The sequence below is a fragment of the Granulosicoccus antarcticus IMCC3135 genome (genome assembly GCF_002215215.1).
GTDB lineage: Bacteria > Pseudomonadota > Gammaproteobacteria > Granulosicoccales > Granulosicoccaceae > Granulosicoccus > Granulosicoccus antarcticus.
Genome location: NZ_CP018632.1, coordinates 25,763 through 50,805, shown reverse-complemented (window position 1 = coordinate 50,805; position 25,043 = coordinate 25,763). Strand labels below are relative to the sequence as shown.

Below are 25,043 nucleotides of genomic sequence, written 5' to 3'. Positions count from 1 at the left end.
GCGCTGACCGACATTCCTTGATAGCCACCCTATCCACCTTTCAAAGCAGTGATATTCGGGGTCACAGTAGCGTGCGGAACTACGCATTTGTACGGAATTTACAAGACTGCGAACAGAATGAGCAAACGCTCAGGAGTCACAGTTTCCTCATGTTGGCACCTCGCAGCACTTAAGAATTACCTCTGAGTGCCGTTTTCTCCCTTGATATCCGACATCTTTCTGACAAGGGACGTTTCATGTTTCTAGTTTCCGCATTTCGAACCTCTTTGCTACTGGCAGGCATTCTCGTCTCCATCGTCAGCTCTGCTGCGATCGCCGAGGGCACTGTAAGACTCAATTTCGGGGTTTATAGCTCCAACAAGCCCTCGGCTATGGTGAAGGTCTACCGCCCCATCCTGAGAGAGCTGGAAGAGAACATGACCAGGCGTCTGGGTCAGGAAGTCGACATTCGCATGCAAATCGCGAAAGACTATGACCAGGGAATTTCACACTTGATCAATGGACGTGTGGATTTCTCGGCATTTGGTCCAGCGTCCTATCTGGAAGCCAAGCGAATGAACAAGGACATCAGCATTCTGGCTATTGAAAATGTCAACAACTCCAAAGTTGTATACGGCATTATCGCGGTCAACCAGCATAGCCCTATCAGTGACATCAAAGAGCTTCGTGGCAAGTCCTTTGCCTTCGGCGATGAGGGCTCAACCATTGGTCGCTTCCTTTCCCAACTCGAACTCGAGCAGGCCGGCATACGTGCCGGAGATCTCAACCGCTACGAATATCTTGGTCGTCACGACAAGGTGGGCACCGCTGTTGGTGCGGGCAGCTTTGATGCGGGCGCCTTGAACGAGAAGACTTTCAAGAAATTGGTTGAAGCTGGCGAACCGATCAGAGAGCTGGTTCGCTTTCCCAATGTAACCAAACCCTGGATTGCCCGCTCCGGCCTCGATCCGAAAATACTGGTAGCTTTGCGTGAGTCCCTACTGGAAGTCAATGACAAGAAAACACTTGCAGCACTGAAAATAGACGGGTTTCTGGATGGCGATGACTCCGATTACAAGGTCATACGCAAAGCCATGGGTAACAATCAGGCATTTTTTGCGGAACGAGACGACGAGGCCATTCATAACGCAGCTCTGGCCCGACCTGACATGAGCAAGATCGAACCTGCACTGCATGCTGCGATAGATGTGAATAGCCAGGATATAGACATGAGCAACCTTGTGAATATTACACACACCACCAACAGCACTCTGATCACTCATGCAAACGGCGGTCCCGACGATCACTTTGTGACACTCAATATTTCTTTGCCTCGCACCTTGTTTGAACCTCGCGACGACAAACAGGCACATCGCGTCGTCATCAATCTGACAATTCCAGAAACAGAAGCGGACAGCACGTCCAATCCAGCGAACGGGCACTAAGCAGGTACGTACGTCACTACGTGCAAGCGTCCATTTCTGAATCTATCATTCGAGAGTGCAAATAGCCGTGTTAGCAAGATTTTTCAAAAACTGGCCACTTCGTCAACAGATTATCCTGGTCATGGGTTGCACAATTCTGGCTGTCGGATTGTCGGCTGCCGAGTTTGTCCGTTTTAATGAAAACCGGGCTTTCGAGCGTAACTTTCGTGACCAGACACAAAAACTGGTATCGATGGTTTCAGCCACCTCACTGGATGCAATACTCAGTGAAGATCGCCCGGTGCTGGACACCACGATCGCGCAGCTGGTAGAGAACGATAAAGATGTTGAAGCGGTCAGCATTTTCAATGAGAACGACGAAGTTCTGACTCAATGGAGGAAGAGCGACTATATCAATCCTGAACAATCCATGGATTTCACCCACGATGTATTACTCGAAGGCGAATCATTTGGCCGCATCGAGGTGACCTGGAATGTTCAGCGTCAGCAGAGTGAGATACGTAGTTATGCGTTAAGAATATATTTATACGCAGCTGGCATATCCATCGTGTTGGCCTTACTCGTTGTTGGACTCATTAATGGACTTGTAGTCACGCCCATCCGACTCATTCACAACCACCTGTTGCTACTTCAGGCCAACAAGGCCAGTGATGATCTTGACGTGATCGCCTCTCGCGAGCTGATGGATCTTGGCAGTTCGGTCAACGAGCTTGGCAATATTCTCGAACTGCGCAAACAAAAGGAGCTTGAACTCGAAGAAGCCTCATTGGCGAAATCAGAATTTCTCGCAAATATGTCGCATGAGCTTCGCACTCCAATGAATGGTGTATTGGGTATGCTCTCTCTTCTCAAAGGTACATCGCTGGACCCGGAACAGACAGAACAGGTAAAGATCGCCACCACCTCGGGACGATCCTTGTTGACGTTAATCAACGATATTCTGGATTTCTCCAAAGTCGAGGCTGGCAAACTGGAATTTGAATCCATCGACTTCAACCTCGAAGAACTGGTCGAGGGTTGTGCCATCTCCATGTCGGAACAGGCCAATAGCAAAAAACTCGAAATCTTATGTAATTTGCACGGTGATTTGAAACAGTACGTCAATGGTGACCCCACACGTGTCAGACAAGTACTGACCAACCTGATGGGTAATGCCGTGAAGTTTACCAACCAGGGCGATGTAAAGGTCACTGTCAAACTTCTCAAGGAAACAAAAGCCGGATCACGACTGCTGTTTACCGTTTCGGATACGGGAGTCGGCATCAAGGAGTCGGTACAGGAAACGGTATTTCAATCCTTCGCACAGGCAGATGGTTCAACTACACGAAAATATGGTGGAACCGGCCTTGGTCTGGCGATCAGTCGTCGCTTGATCGAAGGTATGGGAGGCAAGATCGGGTTGTCATCCAAACCAGGAGAGGGAAGCGATTTCTGGTTCGAACTGACACTCCCTTCCTCTGGCAATACATTAACCGAAAAGGCACAACAGAAACTGGTTAGCGCCAGACGTGTTCTGCTAGTCGAAGAGAAACCTTCCTCTGCCCTGCTGATACAAACATTGTTGGCGGAACTATCGCTGTCCGCTGTCGTAGTATCCGGCGGCAAGAAAGCGTTGGAACATATTCGTCAGGCGCAAGCCTTGAATCAGCTTCCTGACCTGCTGCTGTTCAATGCTCAGTTGGCTGACATGCCCGGTGATGTCTTTGCTCGTTGCATTGATGGAGACCCAGCCTTTGACCTCATAAGACTGGTGCCTATGGCCTATGTAACCGAACAGATTCAAGAACTGTATCCGCATAACAACTCCCGTATAGCCGCTCAAATAACCAAACCGGTCAAGCGTTCTGAACTGGGATTGATTCTTGAAAGAGCCATGCAGGATGACTACCAGGAAGTGGAAGTCGAAGACCATTGCAAGGAGGCCAGACGTGAGGCTTATTCACATATCAACATACTGGTTGTCGAGGATAACGCCGTCAATCAGGAAGTGGCTATCGGGATGCTCGAGAAGATCGGATTTTCTGCCGATGTTGCAGACAATGGACAGGAAGGTCTGGATGCACTGGAGAGCGGCTCCTACGATCTGGTTCTGATGGACTGCCAGATGCCAGTACTGGACGGCTATGCCGCCACAAGGAGTTTACGGTTGCGAGAAAGTGCTTCCGGACAAACAGGTGAGCGTATCCCGGTCATCGCACTAACAGCGAATGCCATGACTGGCGATGCAGAGAAGTGCATTTCCGCAGGCATGGATGACTATCTGTCCAAACCTTTTGAAGAACACGCACTTGAAGAAAAGATTGTTTTCTGGATGTCGACCCGCCTGTCTGAACTGACAGTGTCGGATACCGACTCCTACGATCAGGCTGCATGAACGGGACAACGCCATGATAAAACTCAAAAACACAATAGTGGCTCTCGACTCGGGAAACCGTTCATATCGCATCAGTGCCGTTATCTCTCTTGCTGCTATTATGCTGCTGCATAGCGGATTGGCGCAAGCAATCCCGTCACCGGATCTGGTAATCAACCTCTCCGCAAGTGTTGCCCAGCTATTGGGACTACTGAGCGTTGTCTTCGGTGGCTTCGCCATGTCAGCAAAAAAGAAAGTGGCTGCCAGGCGGAAGGGCCCATCTATGGGGGGCAAAGTACTGTTGGCTCTCGCCGGTATTACTTTGCTTGGTTCGCTGGCGGCCAATGCGCTGCAATACACAGGCAGTGTTGACGCTCGCAATCAACGCTTGCATACCAACCTTGTCAGAAAGTCGGTTGAAAATGGCGAAGTGGTGGGTGACACGAGCATTCAAACACTCTCGTTCAGCGAACAGCTGGACCATCCGCAAGGTATTTCCACTGATACTTTGGCAGATTGGCTGGAAAGGGATTTGCCACTCAATATCATTGATGTTCGTGAAAACGAAGAATACGAAACCGGCTCAATAGAAGGTGCAGCACATCTGCGATACCCAGATGTACTGGCACGCTCCTCCTTGCTGCCTGACAACGCTCCGACTTTGTTGCTGTGCTATTCGGGAAACAGAAGCTCTGAATTGTGCGGCGAGTTAACCAAGCAAGGCAAGGAATGCAACTTCATGGTTGGTGGCTATGAAAAATGGCTAACCGAGAACAGGGCTCTGTCATCGGACATTGATCTGTCCATGGATGATCTACGCCAGCTACCCGATTTCCAGAACAAGGATGTCCTGCTGGATACGCCAGAAGTTCACAGTATGGTGGCTGAGGAAGGCGCGCAATTTCTGGATGTGCGTTATCCGAATGATTTCGTCAAAGATCACCTACCCAATGCCACCAATATCACCATGCGCGCACTACCCAGCGCCGCACTGACAGAGAGAATTTCATCACTGGCAGATGTTCCGTACATCGCTGCCTGCTACGACAAGCGCAGTTGCTTCTATTCGCAGCTGATCGGCTTGCGACTGGCACGAGCGGGTCTTGATTTTCGTGGACGCTACTCGGTGCCCCATGAATACTATATCGAGAAGCAATCATCGCGCGCCCATGTCGCGAACTGGAAACAGGGGCAGGAGCAACTGACTCTGGCAAGTTATGTCGTGACCCCCATGCGCGCTATTCTGGACAAGATGGTGGCAGCCACGGGTCACTATGCCCTGGGCCTGCTGGGTGTGGTTCTCATGATCCGATTAATGTTATTGCCGCTGGCACTCAAGGCAGAACGTGACACTCGGGTTCAAAAATCACTGTCTGGTCGTATCGCAGACTTGAAGGATGAACTATCAGATCATCCGCGCGCGCTGTCAGAGGCCACGATGCAACTGTACAAGCGTTTCAAGATTCGACCGGTCATCAACATGCTCGCCAGTCTTTTCCAGCTGACTCTGATGCTACTGTTTTACTCAGCGGTCACTCAGAGCAGCCAGTCCTGGAATCAGTCTTTCCTGTGGCTTGAGACAGCCTCTATTCCGGATCCTTTGCTTATTTTGCCAGTATTGACCAGCATCCTGTTCATCGGTGTGCTTGCCTCACAAAGTCCTGCCAGAACTCGACGCAAAGCCTTGCTTTTTGGACTCGGTGGAGCCGCGTTGCTGTGGCTTTTGTCATCACTGGCAGCTGCTGCCAATCTGTATCTGGCAGTCAGCATGGGCTTTCTGATTCTACAAAGCCTGCTGTTCAAATTACTGGGCAACACCTTGAAATGGGATACAGCCGGCGCAGACAAGACCGGCACCGTAACCGACACCGGATTAATCCCATTATCACAGGCGCATTACCTGCCTGAGTCCACGGGCAAAAAAGCCTCACGCCTGGGCCAATTGATCGAAGCGGGATACAACGTTCCTGACGGCTTTGTATTTACCAGTGAAATTACCAACAAAGGCCGCCGTAACCCGAACGATGCCCTGCTGAGCACAAGCCAAAAGCATGTACTGAACAAACTGTGGAAAGGCCTGGGTACCGCCAAGGTTGCTGTCAGAAGCTCTGGTGCCAACGAAGATGGCGCCGATTCCAGTTTCGCCGGTGTCTACGAGTCTATTCTGAATGTTCCCCGTGAAGATCTGGAAGGTGCTGTCAAGGAGGTCTACCAGTCGTTATGTTCGGAACGTTCGGCTGCCTACACGCAGGATTCCATTGAAGAGGGCATGCCCGCTATTCTGGATCAGGGCGGAGTCGTCGTACAGAAAATGGTACCTGCCGAATATGCCGGTGTCATGTTCACCGAACACCCGGCAACAGCAGGTGCCATGATGGTGGAAATGATCACAGGCCTGGGTGAGGATCTGGTAAATGGCAATGTCACTCCGGACTCATTTGCCTACGGCAAGCTGACCGGTCAATTACTACCAGAGCAATCTGGAAGCGAGATGCTTCCGCCAATCGATATTGCACCACTTCTGGCATTGGGTCGCGAACTGGAAGCTCTGTTTGAGCATCCGCAGGATATCGAATGGGCCTATGCCAATGGTAAATTCTATTTGCTGCAGGCGCGTGACATCACCCGCTCTATTTGCAATGGCAGCTCTTTGAAAAACCTTGCCGAGCGTGAACGCAGCAAGCTACTGAAGAACCTGCTTGGTCAGCGTAAGCGATTGCGTCGTAGTGAGCAGTTAATAGCCGATGAGCCCATTTATGTGCAAAGTGAGCTTTCTGAATTACTGCCGCGGCCAACACCATTCAGCAGTGATTTCATGGAGCGGCTCTGGTCTGCCGGTGGCAGTACCGACCTGGCCTGCCAGGAACTGGGAATCCCCTACAGCGTTCACTTTCGTTCAATGCCTTATATCAACACTATTTTCGGCTGGACCTATGTCAACAAACAAGAGGAAAAGCGACGTCTGGGCAAAGGTCCGGGGGGCATCGCCTCTTTCCGTCTGGCCCGCAATGCTGAGGAGACGGAGGCACAGTTCAGAGATGAATTTCTGCCACGCTTTCAATCAGAGATGGTAGAACGCAATGCAATTGCCATGGAACGACTGACACTACCGGCAGCAACTAACTTACTGCAAGTTTGGGTAAATCGTTTTGTTGAAGAAACCTATTGCACAGCAGAGCGTATCAATATCAGTGCAGATTTCCATATGAAGAATGCATTGGCCAAACTGAGTGCGGCCAAGCTGGAACCTGCAAAATTTCTTAACGATGATGAAGAGACGGTTGTCAGTCATGCAATGTCGCTGTTGAATCACAAGACGATCAGCAGCGAAAACATTGAAGAGTTTCTGCTGGTTTTCGGTCATCGTGCACCGTTGGATTATGAACTTTCAGAACCGCGTTTCAATGAGGACATGAATCTGGTTCGTCAGTATATAGAGCGTTCAGCTCACTCCAGCGACAGTGACGAAGTCATCCTCAAGCAGGAAAATGACGATGCCTCCTTGCCCGACAGCAAGGTTCTGGCAATCTCGGTGCAAAGAGCTCGCGCTTTCATGCGCCTGAAAGAAGAAGCCAAGCACTTCTGCCTGATTGAACTGGCTCAGATTCGGAACCTGCTGCTAGCTATTGATGAGAAGTGTCACCTGAAGGGGCAGATATTCCAGCTGACCATTGATGAAGTGATTCAACTCAATAACTCCGAGCAACATAGCGACCTGACAAAGTTAGCCGATAAGCGCTTTGAGGAATCCTGTTCCTGGAAACCTTTGCAACTGCCCGCCTCACTATCCATCAATGACCTGGAACGTATCGATATGCTCACAGGTACACGACCCGATGCTGTAGAACTGACCGAACTGAGTGGCAAACGTGTAGCGGGCGAATCAGAGGTTGTCGGTACGGTACGGGTTATCACCGATATCGATCAGATCAATACGTTCAAGCAAGGCGAGATTCTGATCGCCAGAATGACAGACCCGACCTGGTATCCCTTGTTTTCTCAGGCCCGTGGAATCGTCACCGAAGTGGGTGGCTGGTTGAGTCACGCTGCTATCGTGGCACGAGAATACGATCTGCCAGCTATCGTGGGCGTAACAGGTATCTGTCAACGACTGAACACCGGCGACGTTATTCGCATGACCTTGTCAGGCTCGGTGGAAATTCTGGAAGAGCAACGCAAATCTGTCGCCGGTTCCTCTGCCGCGGTATTGTCGCAAGATGCAGAAGCTGGTACCAACAAAGTCTCAAAGATCGAACAGGCACTGCAATCTGAAGAAGAGGCAGCTCGAGTTGATATCTATCAATTGACCTCGCACAGGCTGTTCAAATATCAACAGAGAATCGAGCGAAGGGCAATGAAGGATAGTCTCGGAGACCGACGTGCTCAGCCTCGTCTGACAGCCTCAGGAGAGGCTGAACCTGATCGTCGTGCCGCTAATCGTGCGGCGAATAGTCAGCTTTTCAGAAAAGCGGGTTGATATCAATGCCTTCTGACAGGACCAGTACCTGACAAGACAGCCCCGGCAAGTAGATACACTTGCCGGGCTGCCATCTGAAAAGCCCTGTATTACTGCAAGCTGAAAGGTCTGTTCAGCCAGGTCTCAGCATTTTGATAACGCTAATTTGCGGGTAATAGATCAGGCAGGAAGGTAGTTATCACCGGGAAGTTCCACAGGATAACCAAGCCGATAACCTGGATGATCACGAACGGCCAGATCCCTCGATAGATATCACCGGTTGTGACCGAAGGTGGTGCCACACCACGTAGATAGAACAACGCAAATCCGAATGGCGGCGTGATGAATGAGGTTTGCAAGTTCACCGCTATAAGGATAGTGATCCATTCGGGTGGCATCAATGCCGGATCCGCCGCATAGATGACAGGTCCGACAATCGGTATGACGATGAAGATGATCTCGATGAAATCCAGTACAAAGCCCAATATAAACAACACAGCCATCACCACGAGCAAAAGCTTGTGCGGGTCATCGATACTTTTCAGTACCTCTTGTATGTAATGTTCTCCGCCATAGGCGCGGACAGACAGACTCAATAGCAAGGATGCGATCAGAATCATGAAAACCATGCTGGTGACCTTGGTGGTCTCCTGCACGATTGGCGACATGACCTTCTTGCTGATCAATACAAAGCAGGAAAACAGAAGTCCGAAAATGGCCACGTGGTAAGCAACGATAGTGACCCACACTGCAACCTGATCTTCCATGGAGATATCGTCCATGGTCATGCGTAAATCAAAATTCCCACGCATCAGCAACATGACGACAATGGCAAACGAGGCCCAAAGTACGATGCGTGTAGCGCTTCGATTACCCTCGGACATCCGTGCTGCAGCAAGCATCATGGCACCTGCCGCACCCAACGCCGCTGCCGGCGTAGGACTGGTTATGCCACCCAGTATGGAGCCCAGTACAGACACGATGAGAATGACGGGTGGAGCTACAACCCGTATGACATCGATATTGGTCAGTCGGGAAACGGCCGCCTTGACGCCGTACAGAATCAGAAGGACTGGGACGCCATAATTGATGAACCGGGTACCCGCTGAATCCAGTGGTCCCAGGACAAAGATATCAACCAGCACATAGGCCACTACGCCGACAACACCCACCAGTACGGGAAAGGCGCGAAATTGTGGCTGAAGCACTAATGCCAATAACAATACAAACAATGCAGCGACACTGACGGCCATGGTGCCGTTGGAGACCAGTCCCGTATCTGCGGCCAGTTCTTGTGCTGTCGCAATACCCATGCTGTTCAGCGCGATCCACAGCGCCACCAGCAACATGATAGGACCAACAGCGAGCAGAACCATCAGGCCGGTGCGATGGCCATAGTGTGCCGCGACATCGAATTTGTTCGGATCCTTCTCGTCAATCTTGATTGGCGGTGCGGACTCGGGCTTGAGCAAGGCATAGCCCAACGCATATAGAGCGTAGAGCATTGCCAGTACCACACCGGGAATGAAGGCCGCCTTGAACAAGGTACCCGTCGATAGCACTGCTGGCTCACCCAGCATCTGCATGACGGTCTGCCCCATTTCCTTGGCTCGGTTTTCCTGACCGATAGAATACATGTCACCCACGATGGAACCGAGCAAGACGATGACGATGGAGGGCGGAATAATCTGTCCTAACGTGCCGGAGGTCGCTATCACGCCGGTTGCCAGCGATTTCGAATAACCCGCCCTGAGCATGGTCGGCAGTGCGATCAGACCCATGGTTACAACGGTTGCCCCGACCACCCCGGTACTGGCGGCCAGCAGGGTGCCAACCAGCACAACGGCAATGGCCAACCCACCAGGCAAACTGCCAAATGTCTTGGCCATGGTGGTCAACAGGTCTTCAGCGATCCGGGAGCGCTCCAGAGCAATTCCCATCAACACGAATAGTGGAACCGCCAGCAAGGTCTCGACGTTTCCGCCGAATGCGCGTGAGTACACGCCACCAGACCAGGTTGACAATGTCGACAGAAACGCCCCCTCCCAACCTTGCGGCAATACAGGAACCATCTCTGTACCGTTGCTGTTTTCCACCAGCGTGTACAGCAAACCGGCATGGCTCATCAAGGCGATGATGCCAAAGCTGAAAATGGCAGAACCCGCGATGGCGAAGGAGACGGGAAAGCCTGACAAGATTCCAATAAACAGACAGGCAAACGTGATAATCAGCGATATTTCAACGCCGTTGAGACCGAAGAGCATGTTATTGCGCTCCTGTCGACGTGCCGTGACCACCAGCTGGAGCCAGTGATGGTGCAGCGATTTTGGAGGTCAGGTTCACGGTGTTTTGATGGGTTGCGCGCACTGGTTGGTGCGGGGTCTGAGTGGCAGAGATAGACGATGGTTCGCCAGTATCCTGATGCACAGCAGGATTGCCGAGATTGATATCCGGCATATCGTCCGGGACCTGTAGAACATCGGTGTCCGGATCACTCGGATGTGGCTCTATCGATTCGTTGCGCTCAAGCAATCCCCACAGGTTCCTCAGCATGAAAGCAATTGCCTGAATGAACAGCAAGGCGGCAAAGACCAGTATCAATGCCTTGAAAGCCCAGACCCAGGTGAACTCGGCCGTACCAGATGTCTCCAGCCGTACACCTCTCCAGGAAGCCTTGTCAGAGAAAATATTCATGGGTCGCTGTGAAAACAGAGCATTCATCACCAGTGGCCAGGCGAACCACCAAAGCAGAATAGTGGCCGGTAGCATGAAGAAGATGGAACCCAGGAAATCGATGACTCGTTTGGACCGATAGCCCAGATTGCCGTACACCAGATCGACCCGAACATGGCCACCTTCGATAAAGGTATAGGCCGAAGCAAAGGTAATCAGAATAGCGTTGTAGAACTTCAGCTGGCCCGAGAGCCACTGCAACTCAGCGTTGGACAAAGCCATGCCAAACGGTGAAAAGAGCAGCTCATTGCCACGAAATACCTGCCCCATGATAATGACCAGAACTTGCTGGAACATGAGCAACAGGACAAACCAGGAAGCAAACTGACCAATACGACGATTGAAAGATTCCAGCGAAAGCACCGTCGCTTTGAGAAACCGTCTGTTGAACAGACTCAGTACCAGGATGAGCAACACAAGGCTGAGCATCATGTACAGAAATTCAGAGGACATCCCGCCCAGCGTCAGGGCGACCATGCGCTCCTTGAGTACTTCCATGTGGAACCACTGCCAGATCGTCCACGGCAGCATCACCAGGTCGAGCAGGCCATTAGCCAAACCCACCAATATAGAAAGAAGTACCTCCAAGCTCGTCTCCAGAACTATTCAATCGGAAAAACAAAAACTGCAACATCATGCATCGAAATCCTCGGATCTCGGTAGACCCGAACCTTGCGGTAATCGAGTAGAAGCATGATATTGCAGCCGTGATGTTGTACTACGTTTAAAGCAGTTGACTAACCACCAGTAACGCGTGAACGCTGACGAGTGTAGATGCCATCTGACAAATCAGCCCAGCGTGAAGACAACTTCATGCTGCTCATGACTGAATCGTGTGTTTTTGCGAAAAATTCGTCATCCATGTTTTCATCCAGAACTTCTCTGGAAGCTTTGCCAAAGGCATCCCAAACCGAATCAGGGAATTCCAGTGGTGTTACGCCGCCGGCAACCAGGCGATCCAGTGCGGTTGCATTGTTGGCGAGGTACTGATGCAGGTTCCATGAGTTTGCATCACCACAGGCAATTTCAATCATCTTCTGGTGATGTGGTTTCAGTGAAGCCCAACGATCAGCATTGATGCCAATATTCAGACCAGCACCTGGCTCATGAAATCCGGAAGTGTAGTAGAACTTGGTGATTTCCTGGAAGCCGGCTTTCTCATCTGCCCACGGTCCGATCCACTCAGTTCCGTCGATAGCGCCAGAAGCAAGTGCTTGATAAACCTCAGAACCTGCGATTGTCTGAACCGAAGCACCGAGCTTGCCCAGTGCTGCACCACCCAGGCCCGGCATTCTGAATTTCAGACCTTTGAAGTCATCTGCACTTTCGATTTTCTTGCGGAACCAGCCACCTGATTGAGCACCCGTGTTACCGGCCATGAAGGAGACCAGACCAAATTCTTCACCCAGTTCCCGATGCAGATCGTGACCACCCATGTGGTAATACCAGTTGTTCAGCTCTAGCGCTGTCATACCAAATGGCACGGCTGTAAAAAAGGCAAATGCGGGGTGCTGGCCAACCCAGTAGTAATCCGCACCGTGGTACATGTCTGCCTGACCTGCCGTTACTGCGTCGAATACAGCCGGAATACCAGAAACCAACTCGCCCTGAGCCTTGATTTCGATTTCCAGTGTGCCATCGGACATGGCATTCACCGAATCTGCAACTCGTTGAGCAGCATCGAAAACACCAGCCAACCCGCGTCCCCAGGTCGTGACCATGACCAGCTTTTCGCGCCCTTGTGAGATCGCGGGTGCTGAAGTGATTAGTCCGGTGCCTGCAACCGCCGCAGCGCCTGCTGCTCCGGCACCTGTTTTCAGGAAGTGACGTCGTGACATATGGCTAGTCTCTAGATGATTAACTACAAAAAATGAAAGTGTGGTGACACTGTGTACTGTCGAGCCGATTTGGTGGGCATCGTTATCTTGTTCTGGACCGGCACAACAATTATTGCCGATCAGCCGTCGGTAATGTAGCCCAATACACAATCCCACGTCTACCAATACACTAGACATTATGTGAAGCATGGGCACTAATGTGCCTCAGTTCAGAATATTGGATCGTCATAAAACTGACACTCACACCTTGAAATGACACGCTTAGCACTTTGAGTGTGTGAAACTGCCATGACAGCAAATCGTGATTCAGTCAGCGGTTTTAAATGACAATATGCGCGACTCTGCCAGGAACGCAGATGTGTAACCGATAGTTGGAACACAGCAAACCCAACTGGTCCAAAACATGCGCTTATTACCCTGATGCGAACGTTGTGCAAAGCCGATAGTCAGTTCAAACTGATCCACGGGACTTTACTGTCTTACAGAGACTCCATGAACTTGACACGCTGCCTGAAAAATACATGCCTATGCCTGTGGACTATCACTGTTACGGTGATTTGCACTCTGATGGCAGGCTCTGCGACGGCTAGCTCAGTGTCTCCGCCGACCCAGGTATCCATTGCTACTCAGCTCAACGAGGTACAGCGCGGTACCTTCGATGGCCGGGACTACCTGACCCTGCATATCGGAGGACACGAGGTCGGGCCAAGTAGTTGTCGAAGCAATATCTTGCGTATGGACACCAGTAGCGAGACAGGTGCGGCACGTCAGGAAGAAATAGAAACCCTGGCGCTGTCAGCGATGCTGTCCCGAACCCTGGTAATGATCGTTGTACCGCTGGATGCCAGCCAGTGCGTGGATGGCAAACCAACGTTCACAAACCTCTACTTGCTGCCAACCAGTCCCTGAACAATTTTCTGATTGTTTGCAACATCCTGTTGCAAGGCCTTACTCAGCATCGTCATGTCACTACCGCTGAATACCAGGTCGAAACCATCGGTAATCAATTGTTTAGCGTTACGACTGGTGAAGTTCAACGTCGATACCGGTTTGCCGGTCTTTTTGACATTCTTGTAGATCTGGCGTATGGCCGCGCGAACTTCTTTATGTTCCGGTTGAGCTCGATGACCCAGACTGCCTGCCAGGTCGCTTGGCCCGATAAAGACGCAGTCCACACCGGGAACCGCGGCAATCTGCTCTGCCTGCTCCATGCCTTCACGCGTTTCAATCTGCACAATCAGCATGAAATTATCACGATAGTTTTGTAGATACTCGGCGGTATTCAAACCATAGTTGCTGGCCCGCACAATACCGGCTGCCATGCCACGAGTACCTTCCGGTGCGTATATCGTCGCTTGAGCCAACTCTGTTGCCTCCGCAGCGTTGTTCACCATGGGTACCATGATGCCGTCAACCCCCATATCCATGAGTCGTCCGATCCAGGCACTCTGTTTCTCCGGCACACGCACAATAGCTTTCGCACCACCCAGCTGCACGGCCCGAACCATGGGCAGGACAGAATCGACCGTTACCGGGCTATGTTCCATGTCGATCAGGGCGTACTGGTACCCACAGGCACCCACGAGTTCAGCGACCGCAGGTTCAAAAATATTGACCCAGCAACCGAAGGCCGGAAACGTGAATTGAGACTCAACAGCACGTTTGGAAGCTGAGGAATCTGCAGATCTGGCTTTTGATTGTCGTTTCACACTGAATTCCTGTTAATATCTGCCGATAGGTGGGATTAATATCCCAACTGCTTGTACATGAACCCTATGCGATCGCAAGTGCTTTCACCGGCTGTGCAAAGAGTTGCTGCCAGACAGACACTTGGGCACCGGACATCATCTGAATAAGTATGCACGAAAGCCTGCAAAAAGCTGTAACCAAAGTTCTATCGCCACTGGTGCGCCTGCTGCTGCGCCATGGTGTCTCACATGCCGAGTTTGCCAATTGGGCCAAACAGGCTTACGTCACCGAAGCGAGTGAGCACTTCGGCATTAAAGGTAAGTCCCCCACGGTCTCACGCATGGCCATCATGACCGGCATCAACCGTAAAGAGGTCAAACGCATTCGTGAGTTGCCCAGTGAGGTGGGCACCGGTGTCAGCAAATTCAATCGTGCCGTTCGCGTAGTGACCGGTTGGCTCCAGGATCAGGAATTTCAGAACGATCGTGGCAAGCCTGATGTTCTGCGCTATGGAGATCCGGAAGATAGCTTCAACCAGCTCGTCAAACGCTATGGCGGCGATGTACCGGCACGTGCCATGCTCGATGAATTGAAACGCGTCGGTACCGTCGATCATCAAGAGGATAAGGTCACGCTGCAACATGCAGGCTATGTACCTCATCAGAGTGAATCAGCCCTGCTGGATATCTTTGCCCTCAGTGCTACTGACTTGCTGACGACTCTGGAGCACAATCTGCACAAGACCGATCAGCGTCGTCTGCAGATGAGCGTAGCTTATGACGATGTCACGACAGAAGGACGAGAGCATTTTCGCAAACTCAGCGCAAAGCAAGGCATGGCTTTACTCAAAGTGCTGGATAAATCACTGGCAGGGTTCGACAAGGGTACAACCTCCTCAGTCACGGGTGAGGGCAGTCATAGAATTGGTCTGGGCGTTTATTGGATAGAAGATATAAGCTCACAGGACGAACTGGCGGCCGCATCTGACAAGGAAGATAAACCAACATGAACCGATTCCGAGCAGGCAACAAGGTGCTTTTGCTGCTTTGTACGTTACTCATATTGTCTGGCTGCGATGGTGGAATATTCGGAACCGGTGACGGTCAGGATTTCAGTCTGGACATTCCTGACGCTGTAGGTCCGAATCCGAACCCAGACGAGCCGGATGATAATGATAGTGTCGAGACACCGCCCACCGACACCGGCCAAGAGCCAGGTGCATCCGAACCTGATGATCAGCAAGATTCGAGAGCCTTCGAAAATCTACAGATAAGCAGTACTAATCCGCAGCCTTTAGTGTCTTTGCTGAACTTCAGCGACGCCTTTTTGAATGCCTCAACCTCTCCAGGCGCAGTTACGCTGTTTGCGGAGAGCGTTTCGCCAACATCGATCAGTGGTGAGACAGAGATAGCACTGGAGGCAACCGCGCTGAACGTGACGAATGTTTCAACGGCGGAAACCGTCCTGGTGTTGTCTCCTCTGAACCTCGGTGCGTTCTCGGTCTCCACTCTGATTGCCCGTAACCGGCTTGCCGCTGATGCTACCGAGACAGGTAGTGACAACTCACTACCCAGTGTTGAAGTCATTCCCATTTTCACTCAAAAACAACCGAGTGATGATGGCGTTGCCAGGATCCGTCTACTGCAAGTCAGTCCGCTCGATGCCGATGACCAGACAGCCAGCATAAGCCTGGTGCCTGCCGGCAACCAGCCCGGTGGCGCGGAGGTTGATCTGGGAACAATGTCAGCGGCCAGCCTTGGTCAACAAACTGATTACCAATCGGCCTCCCCGGGGACCTATAGCCTGGTCGATTCGCTGGACCGCTTGTCACCTCTGACCTTAGGGCTGGAAGCTGGCGAGTTTTATACCCTGATACTTTTTGGGGACCCGATAAGAAAAGCGCTTATGGAAGACAGCCGGGATGAGGATTGAAGTGCTGCCCAGACCTGCATGATTGAACACATCTTCGTATAGGATATCAATATGTACAAGCTGTACTACGCACCTAAAAGTGCGTCCATGGCTACTCTTATCCTATTATCCCGATCGTTTTTCAGATACCGCAGCGGACGAATCAAATGCTCAGCGACGTGGCAATCGCAGGCTCGGTGAAACCTGGAAAGTGATCGATGAACAAATCGCTGACAAGCAATGGCTGCTGGGTGAACAGTTCAGCCTGGCAGATATATACCTATTCGCGCTGACAACCTGGTTACGGCCATCACTGGGGCATCCGGATATCGATCAGTTTCCGAATGTGAAACGCATTGCTGACAAGGTCATGCAACGACCAAGCGTCCAGCTTGTTTACCAAGACTGGATAGCCAATCCGAACTACTGATTACCAAAAGATATCTACGCCCGAGGGTTCACCAGGAGTCTGAATAATATGGTCGATACCAAGAGATTGCTTATTATTTCTCATGCGCCTTCGGAGAATACCAAGCGTCTGCTAGAAGCCGTCATCAGTGGAGCCAGTAATCAGGAAATCTCCAACGTAGACGTCAGGTATATCGCCCCTCTGGACACACGCCCAGAAGATATCAAGACAGCTCAGGCAATCATAATCGGTACGACCGAAAACCTTGGATATATGGCGGGGCTGATCAAGGACGTCTTCGATCGTTGCTACTATGAATGCCTGGAGACGACCCAGGGAATGCCTTTTACCTTCTATGTTCGCGCAGGCCATGATGGTACCGGTACACGCCGAGCGATAGAAAGCATCACGACAGGCCTGCGTTGGCGAGTCGTCCAGGAACCTCTGATATGCAGGGGCGAATTCAATGAAGAATTCATTACTCAGTGTGAAGAGCTGGGCTTGGCCATGGCCGCCAGCCTTGAGGCCGGAATCATCTGAAGTTATTCAAAGCCAGAGTAACGGGGCTTGCTGATGATGGCGGCCGGCCCGAAGGCCGACATATTCTCGAACAGGCTCCTGCTCTTGACCGGCTCAGACCGGCTGCAGATTGGCGTAGGCCAGCACCAGCCATTTGCTGCCAGCCTCTTCGAAATTGACCTGAACACGGGCCTGTTTGCCACGACCTTCCTGATCAAGCACCACACCCACACCGAACTTGCCGTGTTTGACCATCTGGCCGACACTGAGTCCCGTATCATTCGCCTCTTCGACAAATCGTGTGGAAGGCTTTGGCCGATAGACCGGCGTGCTGACTTGCATGCGTGGTCGAATCTCTTCCAGTAATTCTGCGGGCAATTCGGCGATGAACTTTGATGGCGGGTTGTACTGGTCTCGTCCATGCAGACGCCGTTGTTCGGCCATGCACATATACAACTTGCGCTCAGCCCGGGTGATACCCACGTAGCATAATCGTCGTTCCTCTTCCATGCGCACCGGATCTTCTGCCGAGCGCTGATGAGGGAACAGACCCTGCTCCATTCCAGCCATGAAGACCACTGGAAATTCCAGCCCTTTGGCTGAGTGCAAGGTCATCAACTGCACGGCATTGTCGTCAGCTTCAGCCTGACCCTCTCCCGCTTCCAATGCGGCATGTGCGAGAAATTCGTCAATGGCGTTCATCTCAGGTTCGTCGTCATTATGATGCGCGAAGGTACGAGCAGCATTGGACAGTTCTTCGACGTTCTCCACCCGGCTTTGTCCGCGATCGCTGGTGTCTTTCTTGAAATGCTCAATGAGACCACTCAGCTCACTGACCGTCTGCACCTGTTGCGGCAAGCTCTGCTCGATAATGGCTTCTCGCATGGACTCGATCAATGACAGGAATTTGGCCACCGCCGTGTTGGCGCGACCACTCAGACGCTTTGCATTAACCAGCTCGTTAGCCGCTTCCCACAGAGGGATGTTGCGCGCACGCGCCTCGTTACGGATCTCCCCTACCGTCTTGTCACCAATACCGCGAGCCGGCTGGTTGATGATGCGCTCCAGAGAGACATCATCGTAGCTGTGGGTGGCTAATCGCAGATACGCCAGAGTGTCCTTGATTTCCGAACGTTCGAAGAAGCGCAGCCCGCCATAAACCCGATAGGAAACACCGGCGGCTACCAGGTATTCCTCAATAACGCGGGATTGGGCATTGGAGCGATAGAGAATGGCACAGTCACGTCGCATGGCGCCATCGGCGATACGATCGACAATGGTTTCGACGATGAACCTTGCTTCATCGGTTTCGTTATAGGCGTTGTACAGGGTAATCAGTTCACCCGCGCCGCCTTCGGTCCAGAGGTTCTTTCCCAGACGCCCCTGGTTCTTGTCAATCAGGGCATTGGCGGCATTGAGAATGTTACTGGTAGAGCGATAGTTCTGCTCCAGTCGTATCAATTCGGCACCGGGAAAATCCTGGTCGAAATTGAGAATGTTTTCTACCCGCGCACCACGCCAGGCATAGATGGACTGATCATCGTCACCAACGGCAAAAACGTGCCCTGTATCGCCAGCCAGCAAGCGGATCCAGGCGTACTGAATAGCATTGGTATCCTGGAACTCATCAATCAGTAAATGTTGCAGACGCTTGCGGTAATGCGCCAACAAAGCTGGCGTATCTCGTAAGGTTTCCAGTGCTCTTAGCAGCAATTCTGCAAAATCCACCGCGCCTGCACGTTTACACGCTGCCTCGTAGGCCGTGTAAACACGGATATATTGTGCCGTTATCGGATCATTTTCATCATCGATATGCGCAGGCCTGCGGCCTTCATCCTTGTGACCATTGATGAACCACTGAACCTGGCGAGGCGGGAAAAGAGTTTCATCCAGCTCCAGCGTTCGAATCACTCGCTTGACGACACGTAGCTGATCATCTGAATCGAGAATCTGGAATGCCTGCGGTAACTTGGCTTCCTGCCAATGCATGCGCAGAAATCGATGTGCAATGCCGTGAAAGGTGCCTATCCACATGGGCCCGACAGGCTGACCCAGCAATTGCTCAACCCGCAATCGCATTTCACGCGCCGCCTTGTTGGTAAAAGTAACCGCCATGATGCCGAAGGGCGAAATGCCTTCCACCCTATTGAGCCATGCAATGCGGTGCACCAGCACACGTGTCTTGCCGCTACCGGCACCGGCTTGAACCAGCAAGTGTCCCGGAGGAGCGCTAACGGCCTGACGCTGTACATCGTTCAGGGAATCTATAAGGTCTGATACATCCATGGCTGCATGGTAGCAACGGACAGCGCAGAACGCAGCAGGAAACCTGAGTATTTATCCAGTTATCTGATGCAAAGAACGTTTATCCATTCCTGAACACGCTTTTCAGATCCACCGCAGGCGGCGAAACAACCAAACGATCAGCAACGCAAACAGGACCATTGCCAAGCACAACATGCCGAACGCCAGCGGGTTTTCGACACCGGGCATGCCAGCGACATTGACGCCAAACAGGCCTGTAAAAAATCCCAGTGGCAGAAAAACGGCTGAAATCACAGACAATACAAACAGGCGGGCATTCATGGCTTCACCACGTTGCTCCACTATCTGCTCCTGTAACAACAATGCTCGTTCACGAATCATGTCCAGATCTTCCAGCAGGCGTATCAGCGCATCCTGTGAATCTCGTAGTGAATGCCGGTCATCGCCCACCAGGAACTCATCACTATCGCGCAAAAATCCGGCCAGAGCTTCCCGTTGAGGCGACATGTAGCGTCTCAGTGTCACCACCATGCGACGAAAGGCACTGACGCTGGCTCGTGATGTCGTGGTCGATGTAGTGAGCAACTGCTCTTCCAGCTCGTCCACCTCGTCATCCATTTCCGCTATGACGGGTCCCATGCGGGCCACCAGTCGTTTTACAATCAGCGAGATCAGACTACCGCTGGAATCTGGCGGGTTCCCTGCTCTGAACAGATCACGGACATCCTCGGCGGCAAGAATACGATGCGCACGCGTGGTTATCACATAGTGCTCTGTCGCCCACATACGCAATGAGATCATGTCTTCCGGATTTGCACCATCATTCAGATTGACTCCACGCAGATTCAGCAAAAAACCGTCTTCGTGGCGCACGATACGTGGCCGAGTGTCTTCCTGCAGTAACGCTGCAAGCACCTGATCATCAGGCGCACCCCGCTCCCTCAACCAGGCTTGCGCCTCGGGCGACAAGCGGTTCAGGTGAACCCAGTGCCACTGATTGACACCGATGACATCAAGTTGCTTTACAGCCTCCCAATCCAGCTCAATCACTCGGCCATCCGCCTGGACGCTGAAACCGAAGATCATTGCACGAGGATCCACTCCTGGCTCACCCGACACGAGAGGTTTTCTGGTCTCTATTAACCCGGTACCACTCGAAAAACTCTTTCATCATGGCTTTCTCCAGTGTTGCTATTTCATCGGTTGGGCAAAAAATGGACAGCGTCGTTACAAGCTTTGCAGCTTCATTGGTAGAGAATTCGACCGTCGGCTTGGCATCGGGAATATCAATTCCCGTGCGCTGCTCCAGCATCTTGTTGTAGCGCTGTGCGGTATCAATAAAATGGACGGTCAGAGCTTCAATGCGCGCCTGCAGCTTGTCCTCAGCATCAATCGGAAAGGCATCTGGTTCAATCGTGATATCAAAGCTGTGGAATTGATATCGACGCAGGAAGTTCTGATTGGTAACCGCAATGCTCAGAAACAGACTATTGGGTATAACCGCCGTGCGACCGGTATAGGTAAAACTACGTCGTTCAATTTCCTGAATCGTCGTCGTCATGAAGTTACGCTCGATGACTTCGCCAAAATGTGTCCCTGCTGAAATCCAGTCGCCTATGGAAAATGCGCGACTGGTTCTCGTGACAATGGCTCCCAGCAGACAGATCGAGAGCTCTTTGGTGACAATGACCAGTGCAACCGCGATGGCCGTAATCGACAAGATGAAGTTCTGTATCTGCGGCAACCACAAAACGAAGACCGTCACCAGAATGAAGATAACGGAGCTCATGTGCACTGTTGACATCGCTCGTCGTTCAGACGATGTCAGAATGGTTCTGGTTTTACGGATGCGGCGGATAAGCAGTCCGCGCAATAGCAGTGCACACAGCACAATCCCGATAGTCAGCGTCGCTCTGTGCGCCAGCAGACTTTGCAGAACAGCGTAGCTCATGAGTGTTTCCAATACGTTGGCACCATAATCAGGCGCTTGTGCATGATTTTCCTATACCTTGCGATTCGTAAATATCTGTTTTCATCGCCTTATGGGTATACTCAGACTCATGATACCTGCAGACGAAGCTCTCTCCCGACTAAAGCTGGGCAACGCCCGATTCGTGGCCGATGTTGACGACCTTTCAGTCGTGACGGGTCAAACCCGACGCGCTGATCTTGTCGAACAGCAAAACCCATTCGCCATCATTCTGGGCTGTTCCGACTCGCGTGTCCCAGCCGAGATTGTATTCAACCAGGGCCTGGGTGATCTGTTCGTCATTCGGGTTGCCGGCAATATCGTTGCGCCTTCACTACTGGGCAGCGTCGAGTTCTCCGCAGTCGCACACAGCGCCCGCCTGGTTGTCGTACTGGGTCACACTCAGTGCGGTGCTATCCGAGCCACTGTCAGTGAACTCAAGCAACCTTCTGCAAATCGCTCACCCAACCTGCAATCCATCGTCAACCGCATCCAGCCTTCGGTTCAGACGCTTATGGAAGCCGGTCTTGAGAGTGATGAAGAAAGACTGATTCAACTGGCCACCCGAGCCAACATCCGAGCCTCGGTTGCCCACCTCAAGCATGGGTCCCAGATACTGGAAAATCTCATCGCTCACGAGGGCTTGAAAATCGTCGGTGCCGAATACTCATTGGAAACCGGCAAGGTCGATTTTTTCCAGGATGGCGTTGGTGAAGAAGACACGCCTGCTGCGATCGAACATTAGGAGATCAATCTACGGGCGACCAGACACCGTCGAAATCCACCAGATCCTCACGACCCAGTCGCCCCTTGGCGTATAGCTCGTCAAGTGCCACCTCATTCAGCTCCAGAGTGACGCCTTCCAGATCGGCATATTGCCATTCACCATAAATGGTCATCAGGTACAAAGTCTCCAGAATATCGCCGATGCGAACTGCATGCTGATTGGCAAATCCCTGCAGATCATCGATTGTCAGCGGAGCCTTCAAACGTTCATGTTCTCCTATCAGATATGACGAAATTCCTTCGTCCCAGATAGGATCAATTTTAGTCTTGTGCATGCGCTCTTCACTGAAATTCGCTGAGTTGTAAAAGACTCATAGCAACCTTGCTGCCAGAACATTTACCCGCTAGACAGGTAATTTCAGAAATGTGTGCAAGTACCGTTTAATCAGGTTTGGCGTAACCCCACCACCAGATAGACAACTCCGACCAGTGCTACAAAGCCAACCCAATAGGGCACCGCAGCTGTGGCACTCATCACAAATGCACTGCTCAGCATTGCCGCGGATATCAGTGCTGCCGCCCCTGTGATGCTGTATCGCAGAGCCTTACCTGATGACTCCCTCCGGCCTCGGCCTCGACCACTTCCCGAGCGGTGTGAATGCCGATCACTCTCGGCCAGCTCCTTGTGCATGGTCTTGTTCTGCATATCGATGAAATCATGCATCATCATGGGCAGCTCGGGCATGACTTTAAGTATGGCAGGTGCCTGATCAACGAATCGCTTGAGAATCGTCTGCGGATTATTGCGTTTCAGAACCCAGCGTTTCAGAAATGGCTTGCCCGTAGCCCAAAGGTCCAGATCCGGATACAACTGCCGCCCCAAACCCTCGATATTAAGCAGGGTTTTCTGCAACAGCACCAGTTGTGGCTGCACCTCCATTTCGAAACGGCGGGCCACATGAAACAGTTGCAGTAACACGTGGCCAAAGGATATTTCCGACAACGGCTTTTCGAATATAGGCTCGCACACTGCCCGGACCCCGGCTTCCAGTTCACTGACTCGTGTATCCCTGGGCACCCAGCCCGAGTCAATATGCAACTGTGCGACCCGTCGGTAATCTCGCTGGAAGAAGGCCAGTAGATTCTCACCGATGTAGCGTTGATCCTCATCAGTCAGTGAACCGACGATACCGAAATCAACGGCGATGTATTGTGGGTGTTCCGGGTGCTCGCGTGATACGAAGATATTGCCAGGATGCATATCTGCATGGAAAAAATTGTGATCGAACACCTGCGTGTAGAAAATTTCCACACCGTGCTCTGCCAGTTTTTTCATGTCCATGCCAATCTCGGCCATGGCTTTGACATCGCGAATCGGTATGCCGCTGATGCGTTCCTGAACCATGACGGAACTACGCGTGTACTCCCAGTAGATTTCCGGAATGTAGAGTGTTTTTGAATCCTTGAAATTGTTGCGCAGCACGACGGCATTGGTTGCCTCGGCCACCAGATCCAGTTCATCGTGAATGGTTCTGTCGTACTCAGCCACTACCTCTCGAGGACGTAGACGCTTGCCATCCTCCAGAACCAGTGCCGCCATATCAGCCAGCAGATACATGAGGCTGACATCTCGACGGATGACCTCCTTGATACCAGGGCGCAAGACCTTGACCACGACCTCACTACCATCATGCAGTACCGCGCCATGCACCTGAGCCACGGAGGCCGATGCGATCGGTATGTCCTCGAAATCCTTGAAAACCTCAGCAATGGTCGCCTCCAATGCACTTTCTATTTGTGCACGGGCAATCGGACTGGGGAATGACTTGACCTTATCCTGCAGAATGGTCAGCTCATCACCAATATCGTCAGGCAGTAAATCACGCCGGGTAGAGAGCACTTGCCCCAACTTGACGAAAACCGGACCCAGCTCCTCCAGTGCCATCCGAATGCGCACACCTCGCGGCAAGGCCCGCGTTTCGGCAGACATCCAGCGAGTTGGCGACAACAGAAACAGATGCTTCAGACTGCGGGCACGAGTCTGCTCCAGAATCAACTCTTCCAGAGCGTACTTGACCATCACCTGTTCGATACGTGCGAACCGTGCCACCCTGCCTATCATGTAGCATCCCTCGCCGTAGCCCGTTCCAGCTTGCGCAATCGCGCCTCTAGCCGATCGGCTCGCGCGCGAACGTCATCGATCTGATTACAGAAATCACGTACTTCCGAATTGGGTGCCAGCAATTCAGCTTCTTCCTGAAGATATTCGCTGGTGTTCTGTTGCAAGCTTGATCGGGTTCGCTCCAGCCAGGCCCCAAGGTGGCGACCTGCAGTACCCAGTCTGTATGCCAGAGTATCGCCCACCAGAGGTGAGACCAGTTCTTCCCAATCCGGATCAATACCAGCGATGATCTGCTTCAGCTCCTGTCCGGCGCCCAGGTCTCCTTCCAGAGTGACCTCTCCCCGATACAAAGCCTCATTGCCACCCGGTAGAGATCGCAACGCCGCAAGCGAACCACTGATCGTCGTATCTGCAACCTCTGTGGCATCGGCAACCACATACACCCGCCCGTCGGTCACCGATACGGTAACCGACATGGGCGGGGAGGTCACATTGACTCTGATCAGTTTGCCATCCAGAGTCTCGAGTCTTTCACGAGTCTCCGGGTCCAGCTTGAGCAACACCTCAATGGTTTGCTCAAGAAAAACGTTCAGTGGCATAGGTAGCGGCATGTCGGCAGCAAGCTCGTT

Annotated in this window: 19 protein-coding genes; 9 read left to right on the top strand and 10 right to left on the bottom strand. The window is 52.0% G+C overall.

Annotated elements, in window-relative coordinates:
- The first annotated feature begins 236 nt into the window (after positions 1 to 236).
- The 3 genes from IMCC3135_RS00200 to IMCC3135_RS00190 all read left to right on the top strand — a co-directional run bounded on the left by IMCC3135_RS00200 (position 237) and on the right by IMCC3135_RS00190 (position 8,254).
- The gene (locus tag IMCC3135_RS00200) at positions 237 to 1,424 is read left to right on the top strand and encodes a PhnD/SsuA/transferrin family substrate-binding protein (RefSeq protein ID WP_088915737.1); all 1,188 of its coding nucleotides are present in this window, start codon (positions 237 to 239) and stop codon (positions 1,422 to 1,424) included.
- Between the two features lie 121 nt (positions 1,425 to 1,545).
- Entirely contained in the window at positions 1,546 to 3,798 is a 2,253-nt protein-coding gene (locus IMCC3135_RS00195; RefSeq protein ID WP_088915736.1) for a response regulator, read from the top strand.
- Positions 3,799 to 3,811: 13 nt separating this feature from the next.
- Positions 3,812 to 8,254, top strand: coding sequence for a PEP/pyruvate-binding domain-containing protein (locus IMCC3135_RS00190; protein ID WP_088915735.1), 4,443 nt, complete (start codon positions 3,812 to 3,814; stop codon positions 8,252 to 8,254).
- 140 nt (positions 8,255 to 8,394) lie between these two features.
- Here the strand turns inward: IMCC3135_RS00190 and IMCC3135_RS00185 are convergent, their stop codons facing one another.
- From IMCC3135_RS00185 to IMCC3135_RS00175, 3 genes are all read right to left on the bottom strand, one after another.
- Positions 8,395 to 10,497, bottom strand: a complete 2,103-nt coding sequence (locus IMCC3135_RS00185; protein ID WP_088915734.1) for a TRAP transporter large permease — start codon at positions 10,495 to 10,497, stop codon at positions 8,395 to 8,397.
- A gap of 1 nt (position 10,498) precedes the next feature.
- Positions 10,499 to 11,554 carry a TRAP transporter small permease subunit gene (locus tag IMCC3135_RS00180; RefSeq protein WP_088915733.1) on the bottom strand — a complete coding sequence of 352 codons (1,056 nt, stop codon included), beginning with the start codon at positions 11,552 to 11,554 and terminating at the stop codon, positions 10,499 to 10,501.
- Positions 11,555 to 11,703: 149 nt separating this feature from the next.
- Positions 11,704 to 12,804 (bottom strand): TRAP transporter substrate-binding protein, encoded by a 1,101-nt coding sequence (locus IMCC3135_RS00175; RefSeq protein WP_088915732.1) that lies wholly within the window; start codon positions 12,802 to 12,804, stop codon positions 11,704 to 11,706.
- Positions 12,805 to 13,296: 492 nt separating this feature from the next.
- Between IMCC3135_RS00175 and IMCC3135_RS00170 the strand changes: the two genes are divergently transcribed.
- Complete coding sequence (locus IMCC3135_RS00170) at positions 13,297 to 13,713, top strand: hypothetical protein (protein ID WP_157735649.1); 417 nt, start codon at positions 13,297 to 13,299, stop codon at positions 13,711 to 13,713.
- Here the strand turns inward: IMCC3135_RS00170 and IMCC3135_RS00165 are convergent.
- Positions 13,689 to 14,513, bottom strand: coding sequence for an HpcH/HpaI aldolase family protein (locus IMCC3135_RS00165; protein ID WP_088915730.1), 825 nt, complete (start codon positions 14,511 to 14,513; stop codon positions 13,689 to 13,691). The two genes, IMCC3135_RS00170 and IMCC3135_RS00165, sit on opposite strands and share 25 nt — an antisense overlap.
- Before the next feature lie 149 nt (positions 14,514 to 14,662).
- Between IMCC3135_RS00165 and IMCC3135_RS00160 the strand changes: the two genes are divergently transcribed.
- The 4 genes from IMCC3135_RS00160 to IMCC3135_RS00145 all read left to right on the top strand — a co-directional run bounded on the left by IMCC3135_RS00160 (position 14,663) and on the right by IMCC3135_RS00145 (position 17,353).
- Complete coding sequence (locus IMCC3135_RS00160) at positions 14,663 to 15,502, top strand: DUF6502 family protein (protein ID WP_088915729.1); 840 nt, start codon at positions 14,663 to 14,665, stop codon at positions 15,500 to 15,502.
- On the top strand, positions 15,499 to 16,425 hold the full coding sequence (locus IMCC3135_RS00155) for a hypothetical protein (RefSeq protein ID WP_088915728.1): 927 nt from the start codon (positions 15,499 to 15,501) through the stop codon (positions 16,423 to 16,425). The genes IMCC3135_RS00160 and IMCC3135_RS00155 overlap by 4 nt, the downstream gene beginning before the upstream one ends.
- A gap of 79 nt (positions 16,426 to 16,504) precedes the next feature.
- A complete protein-coding gene (locus tag IMCC3135_RS00150) occupies positions 16,505 to 16,834 on the top strand; it encodes a glutathione binding-like protein (RefSeq protein WP_205737841.1) in 330 nt (109 codons plus the stop codon).
- Between the two features lie 48 nt (positions 16,835 to 16,882).
- Complete coding sequence (locus IMCC3135_RS00145; RefSeq protein ID WP_088915726.1) at positions 16,883 to 17,353, top strand: flavodoxin family protein; 471 nt, start codon at positions 16,883 to 16,885, stop codon at positions 17,351 to 17,353.
- Positions 17,354 to 17,446: 93 nt separating this feature from the next.
- On the opposite strand, the gene uvrD is transcribed toward IMCC3135_RS00145, so the two are convergent.
- The 3 genes from uvrD to IMCC3135_RS00130 all read right to left on the bottom strand — a co-directional run bounded on the left by uvrD (position 17,447) and on the right by IMCC3135_RS00130 (position 21,548).
- Positions 17,447 to 19,618 carry a DNA helicase II gene (gene uvrD / locus IMCC3135_RS00140; protein ID WP_088915725.1) on the bottom strand — a complete coding sequence of 724 codons (2,172 nt, stop codon included), beginning with the start codon at positions 19,616 to 19,618 and terminating at the stop codon, positions 17,447 to 17,449.
- A gap of 102 nt (positions 19,619 to 19,720) precedes the next feature.
- Positions 19,721 to 20,698 carry a zinc transporter ZntB gene (locus IMCC3135_RS00135; protein WP_205737840.1) on the bottom strand — a complete coding sequence of 326 codons (978 nt, stop codon included), beginning with the start codon at positions 20,696 to 20,698 and terminating at the stop codon, positions 19,721 to 19,723.
- A 7-nt stretch (positions 20,699 to 20,705) separates the two neighbouring features.
- Entirely contained in the window at positions 20,706 to 21,548 is an 843-nt protein-coding gene (locus IMCC3135_RS00130) for a mechanosensitive ion channel domain-containing protein (protein WP_088915723.1), read from the bottom strand.
- A 109-nt stretch (positions 21,549 to 21,657) separates the two neighbouring features.
- On the opposite strand from IMCC3135_RS00130, the gene IMCC3135_RS00125 reads away from it, so the two are divergent.
- Positions 21,658 to 22,311, top strand: coding sequence for a carbonic anhydrase (locus IMCC3135_RS00125; RefSeq protein ID WP_088921608.1), 654 nt, complete (start codon positions 21,658 to 21,660; stop codon positions 22,309 to 22,311).
- 4 nt (positions 22,312 to 22,315) lie between these two features.
- Here the strand turns inward: IMCC3135_RS00125 and IMCC3135_RS00120 are convergent, their stop codons facing one another.
- The 3 genes from IMCC3135_RS00120 to IMCC3135_RS00110 form a co-directional block, all read right to left on the bottom strand.
- On the bottom strand, positions 22,316 to 22,627 hold the full coding sequence (locus IMCC3135_RS00120) for a hypothetical protein (protein ID WP_088915722.1): 312 nt from the start codon (positions 22,625 to 22,627) through the stop codon (positions 22,316 to 22,318).
- A gap of 110 nt (positions 22,628 to 22,737) precedes the next feature.
- A complete protein-coding gene (gene ubiB, locus IMCC3135_RS00115; RefSeq protein WP_088915721.1) occupies positions 22,738 to 24,414 on the bottom strand; it encodes a ubiquinone biosynthesis regulatory protein kinase UbiB in 1,677 nt (558 codons plus the stop codon).
- Positions 24,411 to 25,025 (bottom strand): ubiquinone biosynthesis accessory factor UbiJ, encoded by a 615-nt coding sequence (locus IMCC3135_RS00110; protein ID WP_088915720.1) that lies wholly within the window; start codon positions 25,023 to 25,025, stop codon positions 24,411 to 24,413. The genes ubiB and IMCC3135_RS00110 overlap by 4 nt, the downstream gene beginning before the upstream one ends.
- Positions 25,026 to 25,043: the final 18 nt, after the last annotated feature.